Source organism: Mangrovibacterium sp. (assembly GCF_041596335.1).
Lineage (GTDB): Bacteria > Bacteroidota > Bacteroidia > Bacteroidales > Prolixibacteraceae > Mangrovibacterium.
The window spans coordinates 51,033-66,791 of the sequence record NZ_JBFHIT010000009.1 but is presented as its reverse complement, the minus strand read 5'-3'; the positions used below and the strand labels follow the sequence as shown (position 1 = coordinate 66,791).

Annotated in this window: 19 protein-coding genes; 10 read left to right on the top strand and 9 right to left on the bottom strand. The window is 42.3% G+C overall.

Features of this window, described 5'->3' with window-relative positions; translation table 11 throughout:
* Positions 1 to 232: 232 nt before the first annotated feature.
* The 3 genes from ABZD21_RS05350 to tolA are packed head-to-tail and all read left to right on the top strand — an operon-like array spanning position 233 to position 2,429.
* Entirely contained in the window at positions 233 to 937 is a 705-nt protein-coding gene (locus ABZD21_RS05350) for a MotA/TolQ/ExbB proton channel family protein (RefSeq protein WP_372773454.1), read from the top strand.
* Positions 938 to 942: 5 nt separating this feature from the next.
* Positions 943 to 1,350 carry an ExbD/TolR family protein gene (locus ABZD21_RS05345; RefSeq protein ID WP_372773453.1) on the top strand — a complete coding sequence of 136 codons (408 nt, stop codon included), beginning with the start codon at positions 943 to 945 and terminating at the stop codon, positions 1,348 to 1,350.
* Entirely contained in the window at positions 1,350 to 2,429 is a 1,080-nt protein-coding gene (gene tolA, locus ABZD21_RS05340; protein WP_372773451.1) for a cell envelope integrity protein TolA, read from the top strand. Before ABZD21_RS05345 ends, tolA begins: the two co-directional genes overlap by 1 nt.
* Here the strand turns inward: tolA and ABZD21_RS05335 are convergent, their stop codons facing one another.
* Positions 2,430 to 2,717, bottom strand: a complete 288-nt coding sequence (locus ABZD21_RS05335) for a tetratricopeptide repeat protein (RefSeq protein WP_372773449.1) — start codon at positions 2,715 to 2,717, stop codon at positions 2,430 to 2,432. It abuts the gene before it with no gap.
* A 106-nt stretch (positions 2,718 to 2,823) separates the two neighbouring features.
* Between ABZD21_RS05335 and ABZD21_RS05330 the strand changes: the two genes are divergently transcribed.
* Positions 2,824 to 3,420, top strand: coding sequence for a nitroreductase (locus ABZD21_RS05330; protein ID WP_372773447.1), 597 nt, complete (start codon positions 2,824 to 2,826; stop codon positions 3,418 to 3,420).
* Between the two features lie 78 nt (positions 3,421 to 3,498).
* Here ABZD21_RS05330 and ABZD21_RS05325 read toward each other — a convergent pair whose 3' ends face one another.
* The 7 genes from ABZD21_RS05325 to ABZD21_RS05295 form a co-directional block, all read right to left on the bottom strand.
* Positions 3,499 to 3,921 (bottom strand): MarR family winged helix-turn-helix transcriptional regulator, encoded by a 423-nt coding sequence (locus ABZD21_RS05325; protein WP_372773445.1) that lies wholly within the window; start codon positions 3,919 to 3,921, stop codon positions 3,499 to 3,501.
* A gap of 53 nt (positions 3,922 to 3,974) precedes the next feature.
* The gene (locus tag ABZD21_RS05320; protein WP_372773443.1) at positions 3,975 to 4,451 is read right to left on the bottom strand and encodes a glutathione peroxidase; all 477 of its coding nucleotides are present in this window, start codon (positions 4,449 to 4,451) and stop codon (positions 3,975 to 3,977) included.
* A 24-nt stretch (positions 4,452 to 4,475) separates the two neighbouring features.
* Positions 4,476 to 4,907: an organic hydroperoxide resistance protein gene (locus tag ABZD21_RS05315; protein ID WP_372773441.1), complete on the bottom strand. Its 432-nt coding sequence runs from the start codon at positions 4,905 to 4,907 to the stop codon at positions 4,476 to 4,478.
* A gap of 123 nt (positions 4,908 to 5,030) precedes the next feature.
* A complete protein-coding gene (locus ABZD21_RS05310) occupies positions 5,031 to 7,220 on the bottom strand; it encodes a bifunctional (p)ppGpp synthetase/guanosine-3',5'-bis(diphosphate) 3'-pyrophosphohydrolase (RefSeq protein WP_372773440.1) in 2,190 nt (729 codons plus the stop codon).
* 78 nt (positions 7,221 to 7,298) lie between these two features.
* The gene (locus ABZD21_RS05305) at positions 7,299 to 7,811 is read right to left on the bottom strand and encodes a ferritin (RefSeq protein WP_372773438.1); all 513 of its coding nucleotides are present in this window, start codon (positions 7,809 to 7,811) and stop codon (positions 7,299 to 7,301) included.
* A 109-nt stretch (positions 7,812 to 7,920) separates the two neighbouring features.
* Positions 7,921 to 8,364: a hypothetical protein gene (locus tag ABZD21_RS05300; protein ID WP_372773436.1), complete on the bottom strand. Its 444-nt coding sequence runs from the start codon at positions 8,362 to 8,364 to the stop codon at positions 7,921 to 7,923.
* 218 nt (positions 8,365 to 8,582) lie between these two features.
* On the bottom strand, positions 8,583 to 9,686 hold the full coding sequence (locus ABZD21_RS05295) for a DNA polymerase III subunit gamma/tau (RefSeq protein ID WP_372773434.1): 1,104 nt from the start codon (positions 9,684 to 9,686) through the stop codon (positions 8,583 to 8,585).
* A gap of 206 nt (positions 9,687 to 9,892) precedes the next feature.
* Here ABZD21_RS05295 and ABZD21_RS05290 point away from each other — a divergent pair, with 206 nt between their 5' ends.
* Positions 9,893 to 10,432 (top strand): glutathione peroxidase, encoded by a 540-nt coding sequence (locus tag ABZD21_RS05290; RefSeq protein WP_372773432.1) that lies wholly within the window; start codon positions 9,893 to 9,895, stop codon positions 10,430 to 10,432.
* A gap of 214 nt (positions 10,433 to 10,646) precedes the next feature.
* On the opposite strand, the gene ABZD21_RS05285 is transcribed toward ABZD21_RS05290, so the two are convergent.
* The gene (locus ABZD21_RS05285) at positions 10,647 to 11,954 is read right to left on the bottom strand and encodes a deoxyribodipyrimidine photo-lyase (RefSeq protein ID WP_372773430.1); all 1,308 of its coding nucleotides are present in this window, start codon (positions 11,952 to 11,954) and stop codon (positions 10,647 to 10,649) included.
* Between the two features lie 221 nt (positions 11,955 to 12,175).
* On the opposite strand from ABZD21_RS05285, the gene ABZD21_RS05280 reads away from it, so the two are divergent.
* The 5 genes from ABZD21_RS05280 to yajC all read left to right on the top strand — a co-directional run bounded on the left by ABZD21_RS05280 (position 12,176) and on the right by yajC (position 15,724).
* Positions 12,176 to 13,201: a low specificity L-threonine aldolase gene (locus ABZD21_RS05280; RefSeq protein WP_372773428.1), complete on the top strand. Its 1,026-nt coding sequence runs from the start codon at positions 12,176 to 12,178 to the stop codon at positions 13,199 to 13,201.
* Positions 13,202 to 13,933 (top strand): rhomboid family intramembrane serine protease, encoded by a 732-nt coding sequence (locus ABZD21_RS05275; protein ID WP_372773426.1) that lies wholly within the window; start codon positions 13,202 to 13,204, stop codon positions 13,931 to 13,933.
* A gap of 79 nt (positions 13,934 to 14,012) precedes the next feature.
* Positions 14,013 to 14,975 carry a transcription antitermination factor NusB gene (nusB, locus tag ABZD21_RS05270; RefSeq protein ID WP_372773424.1) on the top strand — a complete coding sequence of 321 codons (963 nt, stop codon included), beginning with the start codon at positions 14,013 to 14,015 and terminating at the stop codon, positions 14,973 to 14,975.
* Positions 14,972 to 15,397, top strand: coding sequence for a DUF1573 domain-containing protein (locus tag ABZD21_RS05265; RefSeq protein WP_372773422.1), 426 nt, complete (start codon positions 14,972 to 14,974; stop codon positions 15,395 to 15,397). The genes nusB and ABZD21_RS05265 overlap by 4 nt, the downstream gene beginning before the upstream one ends.
* Positions 15,398 to 15,409: 12 nt before the next feature.
* Positions 15,410 to 15,724, top strand: a complete 315-nt coding sequence (gene yajC, locus ABZD21_RS05260; protein WP_372773421.1) for a preprotein translocase subunit YajC — start codon at positions 15,410 to 15,412, stop codon at positions 15,722 to 15,724.
* The last annotated feature ends 35 nt before the right edge of the window (positions 15,725 to 15,759 follow it).

Sequence of the window (15,759 nt, the reverse complement as noted above, 5' to 3'; positions counted from 1 at the left end):
GGATCAACAGACGAATTGACCGCCATTGCTCTTTATAAGATCGGTTTCATCCGGTATCGGAAATAAAAACATCCGGATTGGAATTGGTTGGTTATTTAGTAGCTGCCGCTTTCTATTATATTGAGTTTATGCTGTAAGGTCAGCTTGAAAATATTGTTATTTTTGCGCAGCATACTTTTCTGAAGTGTGCCTCGTTTTACATTTACATGACTACAAAAAAACAGAAAACTATATGCTGAACTTCTTTTTATTACAGGTGAGCACATCCACCGAGGGTGCTGACATGGTCGCTCAAGCTGCGCAACAAGATGGTATTGTAACCCGCTTTTTCGATCTGGCCTTGAAGGGCGGATGGATCATGATTCCGATCCTGGCTTTATCGCTCATTGCAGTTTTCATCTTCATCGATCGTTATTTAGCTGTTAAAAAGGCCGGAAAGGTTGACAACTCGATGCTCGAACGGGTAAAAGATTATATTCTTCAAGGAAAAATCGATGCAGCCCTAACCTTGGCCCGTTCTCAGGATACTCCAACTGCCCGAATGATTGAAAAAGGGATTACACGCATTGGTCGCCCAATGTCGGATGTAAATTCAGCGATTGAAATGGTCGGAAACCTGGAAATTTCGAAATTGGAAAAAGGACTGCCCGTATTGGCCAGTGTAGCCGGTGGAGCTCCTATGATTGGTTTCCTTGGTACAGTTATTGGTATGATTCAGGCTTTCTATGATATGGCAAATGCCGGAAATAATATCGATGTTACACTGCTTTCATCCGGTATTTATCAAGCTATGGTAACTACTGTTGCCGGATTAACGGTGGGGATTATCGCCTATTTCGCCTACAATATTTTGGTGTCGAATGTCGAAAAGGTGATTTTTAAAATGGAAGCAGCCACATCTGATTTTTTGGATTTATTAAATGAACCTGCAAAATAACCAGCATGGCTTTAAAACGAAGAAATAAAGTAGATGCCAGCTTCAGCATGTCGTCAATGACCGACATTGTGTTTTTGCTGTTGATCTTTTTCATGGTCACGTCAACTTTAATTGCGCCAAACGCGCTAAAGTTAATGTTACCTGAAAGCAATAACCAAACGGCTGCAAAACCAATTACAACTGTCTCAATTACAGCCGACCTAACATATTCGGTTAACACCGATGGTAATAGCCGCAAAGTAAAGTTCTATGAAATTGAGCCTGCCCTGCAACGTAGTATTGGTGATAATCCGGATGCCTATGTTTCGCTGCACGCCGACAAATCGGTTCCGGTTGAGCAAGTTGTAAAAATTATGAATATCGCCAAACGTAACAAATACAAACTGATATTAGCTACCGCACCGGAACATTAATGAGCTACATTCAAAAACATAAAGAAGGATTTTGGGGAACCATTGTCGTGCATGTCATCATTCTGATATTGCTGCTGCTTTTTGGTTTTTTCACACCGCTCCCCTTGCCCGGCGAGGAAGGAATTCTGGTGAATTTCGGCGATAGCGAGCAAGGTGCGGGAGAAGAAGAACCAGCCCCGGCTCAAAAGCAAAGTCCTCCTGTTGTGGTTAAGGAAGAAAAAGCTCCGGTAGTGCAGGCCAGTACACCGCCGCCCCCTCCAGCATCGGCAGCAGCCTCAGTTCCTTCAACCCAGGCGAAAGAGGAATTGATGACGCAGGATTATGAAAAGACTGTAGCTTTGGAAGCCGCAAAGAAGAAAAAAGCAGAAGAAGCAAAAAAGCAGCAGGAAGAGCTGAACCGTCAGCAACAGATCGCCGACCAGAAAAAGAAAGCGGAGGCTGTTCAACAACAAAAGCTGGCTGCTGAAGCCGAAAAAAAGCGGCAGGCTGAATTGGAAAAGCAAAAACAAATAGAAGCGGAGAAACAGCGCTTGGCCGAAATTGAACGTCAAAAGCAAGCAGAACTGGAACGCCAGCGCAAGGCTGCAGAGGAAGAGCGTTTACGCAAGGAAGCCGAAGCACAAAAGTTAGCTCAAATTAATAACCGCGCGGCCAATGCCTTTGGTTCAGGCTCGGGAGCCGGAAGTAGCAGCTCAAAAAGCACCGGACAGGGCACCAGCTATCCGGGAGGCAACCAGGGAAGTCCGACAGGCGGCAACTCAACCAATAACGGAAATGGCGGAACAGGCAACGGAGCCTCTGGCACGGGCCCATCTTTCAGCCTTGAAGGACGAAATGCAACAGGCTTGCCCAAACCTACTTATCCCGGAAATGAAGAAGGTGTTGTTGTCGTGAGTATCACGGTTGATAAATACGGTAAGGTTAGTAATGCAAAGCCCGGAGTACAAGGTACGAATACCTACAATGCCAAGATGCTGGAAGCTGCCCGACAAGCAGCACTTAAAGCAACGTTTAACGCCGATCCCAATGCGCCAGCATTCCAAACCGGAACAATCACCTACCGGTTTGTTTTGAAATAATCATGGATTTAGCAGATCTGGATTGAAATAACCAAGAATTGACCGGGCCATCTCGATACGGGATTGAGCTGCCGGATAATCCGGATCAATCTCCAGAACCCGATTGAACTGGTTGATCGCACTTCCCCATTTTTCCTGCTTTACATTAATTTGCCCCAGCAAAAAATGAAGATCAGCATCGTCTGCCCTCGTCGCCAGACCATCCTGAATAATACAGGTAGCTTCTGCCAATTGGTTTTCTGTTATCAGATCTCGAATCTTATCAATCTGCGGTTTCATCTCTGTCATTGGAAAACGTGGTTGTATTTTTCTGGTTCAAAAAAAACTATTGACGAAGATACAAACTAATCGCTTTATACTTTGTTCCTTCCTCTAAATTCAAAACTATAAAACAATGGAGACAACGGCGGAAAATATTGAGAAGTGGATTAGAAACAGAAAATCGACCTTTGTAAATGGACTGAAAGAAGGAAGTTTGATTGATGATTCTGTGATCGAAAAATTGCTTGTAAATGCCAGTTGGGCACCATCGCATGGGTTGGTTCAAGCCTGGCATTTTAAGGTTTTTGCCAGCGATGCCGTAAAACGTTTTTTTGCGTTTCAGCAACGTGTTTATAAGGAAATAACGCCGGCTGAGAAGTTCGCTGATCTTAAATATGACGCTTATTCTGAAAAACACAAGCGGGTTTCGCACATAATCGCGGTAATCGCCAAACGCGATCCGTATAAACGCTTTCCAAAGCAAGAAGATTTAGCATCGGTCGCTTGTGCTGTCGAAAATATTTACCTGAGCCTGGAAGCTTACGGAATTGCCGGTTACCTGAGCACCGGTGCGATCTGTTACTCCATGCAAACACGTATTTTTCTGGGATTGGAGCCCGAAGACGAACCAGTTGGTTTTTTCATTTTGGGTGAAGCAGATGAGAATTTCAAACGCCCGCCACGAATGCGAATCCCGGCAGAAGATAAAACGGAATGGTTTCGGGAGTAGCACACTAAAAGGCAAACGAAAATGGCAAAATAGCGGTACTCGATTAAAAAATGAGGTGGTGAATACAAATCACTGCGACTATTTCAACTGATCGATTAAACGGTAAAGGGTGCTGTGCAGATTTTTTAGCTCATCGGCGCTCATGTTCATCCCACCAGCCATTTTCGCTGGAATTTCGGCTGCTACAAGCTCCATTTTTTTCCCTTTTTCGGTGAGTTTAACGATTACTTTTCGCTCGTCGTCTTCCGATTTGTCACGAACAACAATGCCCTGCGATTCCATTCGTTTCAACAAAGGTGTAACCGTGTTCGTTTGTAAAATCAATCTTTTGGCAATATCGTTCACCGGCATTGCATCAGACTCCCACAGAACCAACAACACAAGATATTGCGGGTAAGTAATTTCCAATTCGTCCAAATACGGCTGATATTTGCGAACAATCAGTCGCGAAAGTGAATAAAACGGGAAACACAATTGATTGTCGAGCTTTAGTTGTTCCATGAAACGAAAATTAGCAGGTAGTTAGTTGTACTACCTGCAATATTAATTCTTTTTTAAAGCAATTCCAGAATATCCTGTTCCATTTTAGAGGGATTAGTAATCGGCGCGAATCGCTTTACCGGAATGCCGTTCCGATCGATCAGAAACTTGGTAAAATTCCACTTGATTCTACTGCCCAACAGGCCGGATTGTTTATCTTTTAGAAAGCGATACAGCGGATGCTGATTTTTACCATTCACATCAATTTTCTCGAACATCCGGAAAGAAACGCCATAATTTATGGCACAACCCTTTTCAATATCTTTTGACGAACCAGGCTCCTGATTACCAAACTGATTGCATGGAAATCCCAAAATCACCAATCCCTGCTCTTTGTATTTCTGATATAACTGTTCCAAGGAAGCATATTGTGGCGTAAAGCCGCACTTGCTGGCGGTGTTTACCACCACGACCACTTTCCCTTTAAATTCGCTAAAATCAACCTCCTTACCTTGAAGAGATTTTGCGCTAAACTCATAAATTGTTTCCATACAAATCCTGTTTTTAAGTGCCGTTTATGATCCTATTTCTGTCATCGAATTTTCTACTACGGTTATTTCAACCGGGATATTTCCTTTTGTTGCCTTCGAGTATGGACAGGTAGCATGAGCCTTGGCGACCAACATTCTGGCTGTTTCAAAATCAACATCTTTAATCTCAACCGATAATTTCACACTTAAATCAAAATCTTGTCCGTTCCGATTGAGGTCTACCGTTGCTACGACCGACGATTCTTTTCGTTTCAATCCTTCTTTCAAAATCATTAACTGAAGCGCACTGTCGAAACATGCAGCGTAGCCCGCGGCAAATAACTGTTCCGGATTCGTGTGCGATCCTCCCGGCCCTCCCATTTCTTTCGGTATCCTGATCGTCAGGTCGAGCACACCATCTTCACTTTTAACCTCGCCATTACGGCCGCCTGTTGCTTTTACTTTTGTTGAATACATATCTTCATTATTTTATATCGTTCGCGATACAAACACACAAATATTATATCGTGCACGATACACATTAACACCTTTTAACAACTGCCCTCCCCGGAACAATTGTTAAAATAGCGGTTTAAACTTTTAGGTATCGGCGCGCGAAACGTGCTGAATTCCTTTGATATGTTGAAGTTTACGCATCAGGAAGTCCAAGTGATCGAGGTTGTTCACATACACGCGCAAAGTTCCTTCAAATTCGCCATTCAGGGAATCAATATTGATTGAACGCATCGAGACGCCAATATCTTTCGAGATAACATGCGAAATTTGCGCCACGATTCCAACGTCGTCCGTTCCCGACAACCGGATTGTTGCCTGAAATGATGATCGTTTATCAGACTCCCGCCATTTTGCCGGTATAATTCGATACGGATACCGCTCGAACATCTGACGGGCATTTGGGCAAGTACGCCGATGAATTTTGATGCCCTCACTAATTGTAACAAAACCGAAAATGTCGTCACCAAAAATAGGATTACAACACTGTGCCAGTTTATGGTTGACGTTTTTAAGATTATTGTCGATAATCAGATAATCGTCGCCTCCGGTAAATTCCAATTCCTTGACCTGCTCGTTTGGCAAAGAATCTTCCAACTTATGCTTGACCGAGTGATCGGCCTCATCCTTAGCTGTTATTACTTCTTTGATATCGAGCGTATCAATTTTTCCGGTCGAGATATTATAATAAAAATCCTGGGCTAGCTTTAACTGGTAGTGTTTTAGCAAGATGCGAATGAGTTCATCGTTGTAATCGATTTTCCAGTTTTTCAACTTTCGCGTTAAAATTTCCTTGCCGTTTTCGGCCTCGCGTTTACGCTCTTCGTTCAAACTGGATTTAATCCGGTTCTTAGCCTTACTAGTAATGGCAATATCTAACCAATCTAATTTTGGTTTTTGATTATTCGAAGTGTCAATTGAAATTTGTTCGCCATTCTTCAGTTTGTACTTAAGCGTAACTTTTTTGCCATCGACCATACCACCAACACAGTGATCTCCAACAACCGAATGAATTTCGTAGGCAAAGTCAAGCAAAGTCGCTCCTGCCGGAAGCCTTCTCAAATCGCCTTTGGGCGTAAAAACAAAAATTTCTTCATTATAAATATTGGTATTGAATTCGTCGATAAAATCCACAACGTTTAACTCCGGATTTTCGAGAATTTCACGAACACTAGCCAACCATTTCTCCATTTCCATGGAAGCAGATCCACCTTTATATTTCCAGTGCGCGGCTAACCCTTTCTCTGCAATCTCATCCATTCGGCGAGTTCGAATCTGAATTTCAACCCACTTTTTATGCGGTCCCAACACGGTGGCGTGTAAACTTTCGTACCCATTTGACTTGGGAACAGTAATCCAATCGCGCATTCGCTCAGGATTAGCCTGATACTCTTCCGTTACAATTGAATAGACCTGCCAACAATCCGATTTCTCTGTTTCCTTATTTGAATCGAGAATCACCCGAATTGCAAATATGTCAAAGACTTCATCAAAAGCCACAGCCTGTTTGCTCATTTTATTCCAGATGGAATTAATGGCTTTAGTACGTGCTTTCATTTCAAACTTGAAGCCTTTTGCTTTCAGCTTTTCTTCAATCGGTTTGACAAATTCAGCAACAAAATTCTTTCGTTCAAGTTCCGACTCCTGCAAGCGTTCTGAAACGTGATAATAAGCCTCCGGAGTAATGTATTTCAAGCATAAATCCAGCAGCTCAGAGTTGACGTAATACAACCCTAACCGGTGAGCCAGTGGCGCATACAGGTGGGACGTTTCAACTGAAATTTTGGATTGCACATCCGCAGGATAGTTGTCCAGATGTCTCATAACGTGCAAGCGATCCGCGATTTTGACCAGAATTACCCGAACATCGCCAGCCAGAGCCAGCATTAGTTTTCGGTAATTCTCCGAGTGCAAATCAACAGTGTCTGTTCCCAAGGCATTAATTTTTGCCATCCCTTCCAGGATTCCGCCAACAAACGGCCCGAAACGGGTCTCAATCTCTTTTATTCCCGGACGTCGGGGAACATCTTCATATGGAACATTATGCAGTAAACCCGCAGTTACTGAATCGACGCCAAGCCCGATTTCTTCCGCCACCACCTGCGCGACTTCCAGCGAGTGAACAATAATTACTTCGCCTGATGACCACGTACGTTCACCCAAAATATCGTATGCGTATTCAAATGCCCGCGTAACTTGCTCTAACTCCTTGTGGTTTAAGTTTACGCGACATGCTTCGAGTAAAGCGCCCCAAGCTTTTTCTATTCTTTTATCCATCTGTTTTCGTCGTTTGTGGTGCTTCAACATAAAAAAAGGCTACCATATAGGCAGCCTTTTTGTAATACTTTTATCACATTATTCTGCCGATGTAGAATCAACAAATGAGCGGGAAGCCAATTCACGATTCAACATGAACAAACCATTTCCCTGACCACCGATCAAACGAAGGTCATCCAAAATTCCGCTAACTGTTGCCTCTTCTTCCACTTGTTCATCAACAAACCAGGTAAGGAAGCTTTGTGTTGCGTGGTCGCTTGCAGCAATGGCGGTATCAACCAAACCATTGATCAAACTGGTCACTAACTGCTCGTGCGCAAGTGTTTTTTCGAACGCATCAATCACGCTGTCAAATTCCTGATCAACACTAGCGATCGGTTCCAACAGAACCCGGCCATTACGTTCATGAACGAAATCGAAAAACTTCATGGCATGAGTCAATTCTTCCTGGTACTGAATTTTCATCCAGTTGGCAAATCCCGACAATCCTTTAGCTTGAAACCAAGCTGACATGGACAGGTATAAATATGCTGAATGAATCTCAGCATTTATTTGTGCATTTAATGCTTTCTCTACAGTCTCCTTGAGCATAATCAGTTTTTTTATGTTTTTTTCAAATATAGAAAATAAGAACGGTTTTTGTAAAATCAGGTCGCTGAAAGTTCAGTTTTTTAACCCAATTTAAGACAGTATTCAAATTTTATTCGTTAAAATCGAGCGAAAAGGTTTGCTTCAATAAATTAACATTTGGATTCTTTTTTACCATTTCAATCAGTCGTTCCATATCCGAAAGGGGGCGCGACGAACTTCCCTCCATCTCCACAATTTCGGTAATCAGTTCAATTCCGGTGTTGCGAAGTTCCTTGCGCAACCACGATACCAAATCAGGCTTAATCTTTGAAATCTCGGTTTCCTGAAAATCGTTATCAATTGGTAAATTCAATTTACAGGAATCAACAATCCGGGGAACGCGAGTCAGGGTTGCCTTCAAATTCGGACGATCGTTTAATCGTTCTAAATATTCAGCCCATTTAGCCTCGAAAGCTTCTTTTGTAAAAGGTTCATGAAGTTCTTCACCGGAATAATACTTCATTTTCTCTTTCGCATCGTCAGCATTCGCGTCGTCGGCAAACTTGCCCGACATCGCATCCTTTATAGAAGGTGTAAATCCCCGCCCCGAACGTCGAATGACTCTTTTGGACGAAACTCGTGGTTCCTTTACTTCATTTTCTTCTGAAGCACCGGGTTGGACAGATTTTTTTGATTGCGGAATGTTTGCGGTTTCCTGAGAACCGTTGGCTGGCGACGAACCGGCCTGTTTCTGAAAAATAGGCTCAAGTTCCTCCGATTTCGACTCGTCAGCTATTTTTTTTTTTCGGAAAGCTGTGCCATTTTAATTAAAGCCAGTTCAACCAACAAGCGTTTATTTTGACTTTGCTTGTACTGCAGATCACATTCATTACTGACTTTCAAGGCTTCGAAAAGTAAATCCTGCTGACAACCAGCTGCTTGCTGTTTGTATTTATCTTTAATTTCGCCACCAACTTCGAGCAGTTGAACCGTAATCGGATCTTTGCAAACCAATAAATCGCGGATATGACTGCTTAATCCGGTAATAAAATGATGACCGTCAAAACCATGATCCAATACTTCGTTGAAGAGCATCAATGCTCCCGAAACATCGCTCTTTAGAAATTGGTCGATTAAACGGAAGTAAAAATCATAATCCAACACATTTAAGTTGGAAATAACATTTTTATAGGTGATGGTTTTGCCTGAAAAGCTAACAATCTGGTCGAAGATTGACAGAGCATCACGCATGGCGCCATCCGCTTTCTGTGCAATCACATTCAATGCTTCCGACTCAATATCAACCGATTCGCTTTTCGCTACGTAGCCCAAGTGTCCGGCAATATCAGATATTTTAATCCGATTAAAGTCGAAAATCTGGCAACGCGACAAAATAGTTGGAATAATCTTATGTTTTTCGGTGGTTGCCAGAATAAACAATGCATGTTTGGGCGGTTCCTCCAGCGTTTTTAGAAACGCATTAAATGCCGATTGCGACAACATATGAACCTCGTCAATGATATAAATGCTGTACTTCCCGATCTGTGGTGGAATCCGAACCTGATCAGTTAACGTACGAATATCTTCAACCGAGTTATTGGAGGCAGCATCAAGCTCGTGTATGTTATACGAACGGCTGGAATTAAAAGCCTGGCACGACTCGCAAGTGTTACATGGTTCTGTTTCTGCTGTCAGGTTTTGACAATTAATTGTCTTGGCAAAAATCCGGGCACAAGTAGTTTTTCCTACCCCACGTGGTCCACAAAATAAATAAGCATGAGCCAGTTGGCGATTCTTAATTGCATTTTTTAGAGTCGATGTAATTGATGCCTGCCCCACTACCGAATGAAACGTGTCGGGGCGATATTTGCGTGCAGAAACAATAAAATTCTCCATATTTTTTCTTGTGAAATGCCAAAGATAAACATTTTAGCCTATTTTCGGGATGGAATTTATTAACAGTGCGGCTCGCTTTTTGTAACCTATTCAGTCTAAACTTTTTCGCGAAGAGACTGTTTTAGCTTGATGCTATTGAACGAGATTGTTCCGGTACAAAAAGTTTCATTCATATCGGAACAAAGTATTCATTTAAATTGAAACCCATGAAAAAATTTGAATTAGTCATCATCTTTGTCTTCGCAGCTCTGTTGAGCTTCGGCCAAAATTCGTTTCACGATTTTACGGTGAAAGACATCGAAGGAAGTGACTTCAGCATGGCCAATCTAAAAGGTAAAAAAGTATTGGTGGTGAACACAGCTTCCAAATGCGGATTGACCCCGCAATACAAAGACCTACAGGCGCTATATTCGAAATATGGAAGTGAAAAATTCGTGATTATCGGATTCCCAGCCAATAATTTTCTTGGACAGGAACCGGGATCGAACACTGAAATTGAGGAATTCTGCCAAAAGAACTATGGCGTTACATTCCCAATGATGTCGAAAATTTCGGTCAAAGGCGACAATATAGCTCCAATATACCATTGGCTGACCGAAAAATCGCAAAACGGAAAAATGGACTCGTCGGTCGCGTGGAATTTTCAAAAATACCTGATTGATGAGAATGGGAATCTGGTTGACATGGCTAGTCCGAAAACCAAGCCCAACGATCCGAAAATTATTAATTGGATTGAAGGAAAATAAAGGTTGTGAATTAATTTCTGTATAAAAAAGCGGATCTGTACCGGTTAGGCACAGATCCGCTTTTAATTTCCGGAGGCTGAAAAAGGAGTCTGTCATTCCTCTCCCAGCTATTATCCGAAATGCTTTCCGGTAGTCTGTTCGATAAGCGACATATCACATCAAAATAATCTGTTCCTCAGCTATCCGGGTTAGTAGTTGCGCTATCCCGAAGAAACTACCGATCTCTCAACCCCTCTTTATATGTGCTAATAGCACGCTGGCGAGCCATTTTATGATCAACCATGGGCTCAGGATAAGCCGAAGTACCAAACTCAGGAACCCACTTTTTGATGTATTCAAAATTCGAATCAAACTTTTTCTGTTGCAGTTCGGGATTGAACACCCGAAAATATGGAGCAGCATCGCAGCCTGAGCCCGCGGCCCACTGCCACCCGCCATTATTTGACGCCAGTTCAAAGTCGAGCAGTTTTTCGGCGAAATAAGCCTCTCCCCAGCGCCAATCAATCAACAAATGCTTGCATAAAAAACTTGCGGTCACCATACGAACCCGATTGTGCATGTAGCCCGTAGCATTCAGCTCGCGCATTCCTGCATCAACCATCGGATAGCCTGTTGTACCGGCACACCAGCGTGCAAAATCTTTCTCCGAATTTTGCCAGCGAATAAAATCGTAAGCAGGCCTGAATGACTTACGAACAACATGAGGAAAATGCCACAAGATATCCATATAGAAATTTCGCCAAATCAATTCGTTTAAGAAAGTCGCCGAAGTTTGAACAGCCACTTCTGTCACCTGCCGAATGCTAACTGTTCCGAAGCGCAAATGAACTCCCAACCGCGAAGTGCCCGCCAATGCAGGAAAATCGCGCGTATCTGCATAGCTGTTCATAACAGAAGTGTTCAATTCCAACGGGGGAATTTTGTACTCCCCTTTCTTAAATCCCAAATCAACGTGATGATATTTGCGCAAGGGAGCAAGCTTCACCAGGTTCTCCAACAAATTCTCCGATGGATACGCTTGATAGTCTTTTTCGGTCATTGCCGAAAGCCACTTTTTGCTATAGGGAGTGAAAACAGTATAAGGAGAGCCATCTGCCTTCACAATTTCATTTTTGTGAAAAATAAGCTGGTCTTTGAATGCTCGTAGCCGGATCCCCTCATCCTCCAGCAACTCATAGATCGCTTTATCCCTTTCCCGGGCATAGGGTTCATAATCCTGATTCGTGAATACCTCGGCCACATCAAACTCGGACAGCAAGCGGTTAAAAGCGTCCTGCGGCGTACCATGGTAGATCCAAAATGTACTGCCTCGCTTTTCGAATTCATCTTGCAGCTTTTGAGCCTCATGAAGAATAAACGTTACCCGAGAATCGGTCTGTTCAAGATCACTCAAAATATTTTTGTCAAAAATAAACACCGGCAATACCGGAAAACCGGATTTAAGTGCCTGATAAAAACCATGATTATCGTTCATCCGCAAATCGCGACGAAACCAGAAAACAACGATCTTTTGTTTTTTCATTCGCAGGGTTCAGTTTGAATTAAGTGTAAGCTCATAACACGTTCAATCAGCAAAAGTTGTATTGCATCATCATTCCCGGTAAGTTACAACGAACTTTTAGAATTAAAAGCTCCCCTGACTTTTTCGCAAAATAGGGCGAAATTCCAGGCTACTTTGCATACATTTTTTATAAGTTTGGACATCGAAATTGAAGGATTAAATCGAAATTACAACCCCTGGAAATGATAAAACGCGGATTTGCAAGTGACAACAACGCCGGAATTCATCCGGACATCTTGGAAGCTATAGCTAAAGTAAACGACGGACACATGGTAGGCTATGGCGGCGACCCGGTGACCGAAACAGCCATTGATCGGTTTAAACAAGAATTTGGCGCCGACATTGAAGTCTTCTTCGTATTTAATGGAACCGGAGCCAATGTGCTTTCACTAGCCAGCCTGACTCAAAGTTTCAACTCCGTGTTATGTGCCGATACAGCTCACATTCAGGTTGATGAGTGTGGTGCACCCGAGAAATTTACCGGATGCAAATTAATCCCAGTCAAATCGGAACAAGGCAAAATTCGCCCCGACGAACTAAAAAAACACCTTCACGGCTTCGATTTTGAACACCACGCCCAGCCCGGAGTCGTTTCAATTTCACAGGTAACTGAACTGGGAACGATCTACTCGATTGAAGAAATCAAAGCGATTACTACACTCGCTCATCAATATGGACTTTGGGTTCACATGGATGGTGCCAGAATTGCGAATGCCGCGGCAGCACTGGATTTACCGTTTCGCTCGTTCACTCGTGACGCGGGTGTGGATGTACTCTCATTCGGTGGAACAAAAAACGGCATGATGATGGGAGAAGCAGTTATTTTCTTTCATCCGGAACAAGCCCGGTTTACAAAGTACATTCGAAAGCAAAGCATGCAATTGTTTTCGAAAATGCGCTTTGTAAGCGCCCAGTTTTTGGCTTATTTCGAAAATGATCTATGGAAAAAAAATGCGCTTCACGCGAACAAAATGGCCCTTTTACTGGAACAAGAAGTTGCCAATATTAAAGGCATAAAACTCACTCAAAAAACTCAGGCCAATGGGGTCTTCGCAATTATTCCACCGTCAATTATCGAACCTCTTCAGGCTCAGTATTTTTTTTACATTTGGGATGAATCACGCTCCGAGGTACGATGGATGACTTCGTTCGACACGACCGAAGAAGACATTTTCGGGTTTATAAAAGCGCTCAAAGATTTATTATAGATGCCACTATTCAACTATTATCCAAATAAAAGTCAGCTCGACGACCAATTGGAAAAGAAAATTTTCCGATACAGTATGGTCTTTCCAGCTCTCTTCCTTTTTGGATTTTGGCTGGTTTTTATTGTTGAAAAAGTACTGAATCTCTCGTTCGCTCAATTCGGTATCTATCCGCGCACACTCAACGGACTCATTGGCATTCTATCTTCTCCGTTTATCCACGGAGATTTAATGCACCTTTTCGCCAATTCAGTTCCATTCTTTGTTTTAGCCGTTGCGTTATTTTATTTCTACCGGAAGTTAGCCTGGCACATCTTCCTTCTGATCTATTTATTTTCAGGAATTTGCGTTTGGGTTGGAGCTCGCGAAGCCTGGCACATCGGAGCCAGTGGATTGATCTATGGCCTTGGATCCTTCCTGTTTTTCAGCGGCATACTTCGCAACGATGTCAAGCTGTTAACCATCTCCATCATTGTCGTCTTTTTATATGGAGGAATGTTTTGGGGAATGTTTCCGATTGAAAAAGGAGTTTCGTGGGAAAGTCATTTATGGGGAGCAGCAAGCGGATTCATTCTAAGTATCTTCTACCGAAGACAAGGTCCACAGCGCAGCGTTTTCGAATGGGAACAAGAAGATGACAACGAAGAAAACGACAATTTCATGATTCCAACTGATATTGGAGACCCGAGATCAAATCAAAATCAGGAACAAACAGAAACGAAAGAAGATATTTAAAAAAGCGGTTTTCGAATGAACACCTGAAAATAAATTTTATACCTTTGTGCCCTCAAAAAAGTAACAAGTTCTATAAAATATGATTAGCAGAAGAATTATCCGAATTAAAGTATTGCAGGTACTTTACGCCCACTACAGCTCAACGGAAAAGTCGATCAACAACTCTGAAAAAGAACTATTTTTCAGTATTCAGAAGACTTATGATCTTTACCACCACTTATTTCAGTTAGTGGTCGAAATTGCTGATCATGCCAACTCGATCATCGAGCTTCGCAAGAAAAAACACTTCCCAACCGCCGACGACTTAAATCCAAATACCCGTTTTGTGGGTAACCAGTTTATTCAACAGATTCGCAACAACAAAGCGCTTCTGAAACAATTGGAACAATCGAAGCTCAGTTGGAGCAATGAGCCGGAGTTGATTAAAAAGCTTTACACAAGCCTGATTAATTCAGACTTTTACGCTGAGTACATGACTAAAGGCGACCGCAATTATCAGGATGATAAAAAAGTGATTGAATTGCTCTTCGCCGAAATTATTCTACAGTCGGAAGAACTGAACTCGATTTTGGAGGAAGAAAGCATTTATTGGAACGATGATATTGACTTCGTTGTCAGTATGATCATAAAAACCATTAAAAAATTCAAAGAGTTCTCTAATGAAAACTCTTCACTAATGCCCATGTTTAAGGATGAAGAGGACAGCGATTTTGTGAAAAGTCTTTTTCGGAAATGTGTCCTCAATCATGATGATTTGACAAAAGTTGTAGGACAATACACCGAAAACTGGGATGTCGAGCGTATTGCATTCATCGATAACCTGATCATGGAAATGGCCATTGCCGAGTTTTTGCATTTCCCGTCAATTCCAACAAAGGTAACCCTGAACGAATACATAGAGCTATCGAAATATTACAGCACACAAAAAAGCCGCAACTTTATCAACGGAATTCTGGATAAAGCAGTGAAAGCGATGAAAAAGGAAAACCTTATCGTGAAAGCAGGTCGTGGTTTAATTGGCGAAGAAACACCTGGTGAATGAAAATTTGTCTTTTAATACTGACAGTCATTACTTTAACCAGCTGCCACAGTTCATCGAAACCCAAAAACGACAATAAAAATCCAAAAGGGAATCCGGAATTTGCGATTCAGGAAGAATTCCATAATTTTGGAACCGTTCAAGCCGGCGAAATGGTGTCGTTTAGTTTTCGGTTTACCAATAAAGGAGACGGGGATTTAGTAATCCGGAACGCGGATGTTGATTGTGGATGTTTGAATGTTGAATTTCCGGACGAGCCGGTTAAACCCGGAGATCACAATTACATCGAAGTGTTGTTTAATACGTCGGGAGAAGTTGGTCGGGTGTTGAAGCAAATTCAAATTTCGACCAACGCCGGTAACGACCCCGTAACTTTAATAATTGTTGCCGAAGTGCAAAATGATTTGATAAACATATATAATTAAATAAAAGAAACAATGAATTACTTATTAATGGCTCCCCAACAGGGAACTGATGCAAATCCGATCATGACCTTTTTACCCATGATTTTGATTATCGTGGTATTCTACTTTTTCATGATCAGACCTCAAATGAAGCGGCAAAAAGAGCTGAAAACATTCCGCGAAAGTCTGGCAAAAGGCGACAAAGTAGTTACTACTGGCGGTATCTATGGAAAAGTAGTTGAAATTAAAGAAAACTACCTTCTTCTTCAGGTTGATGACAACGTAAAACTTCGTGTCGACAAATCAGCTGTTGTTAAGGATATCTCGGATCTTCCGCAACAAAAATAATTTGGCTATCAGAAATACAAAAGGGCGGGCATAAT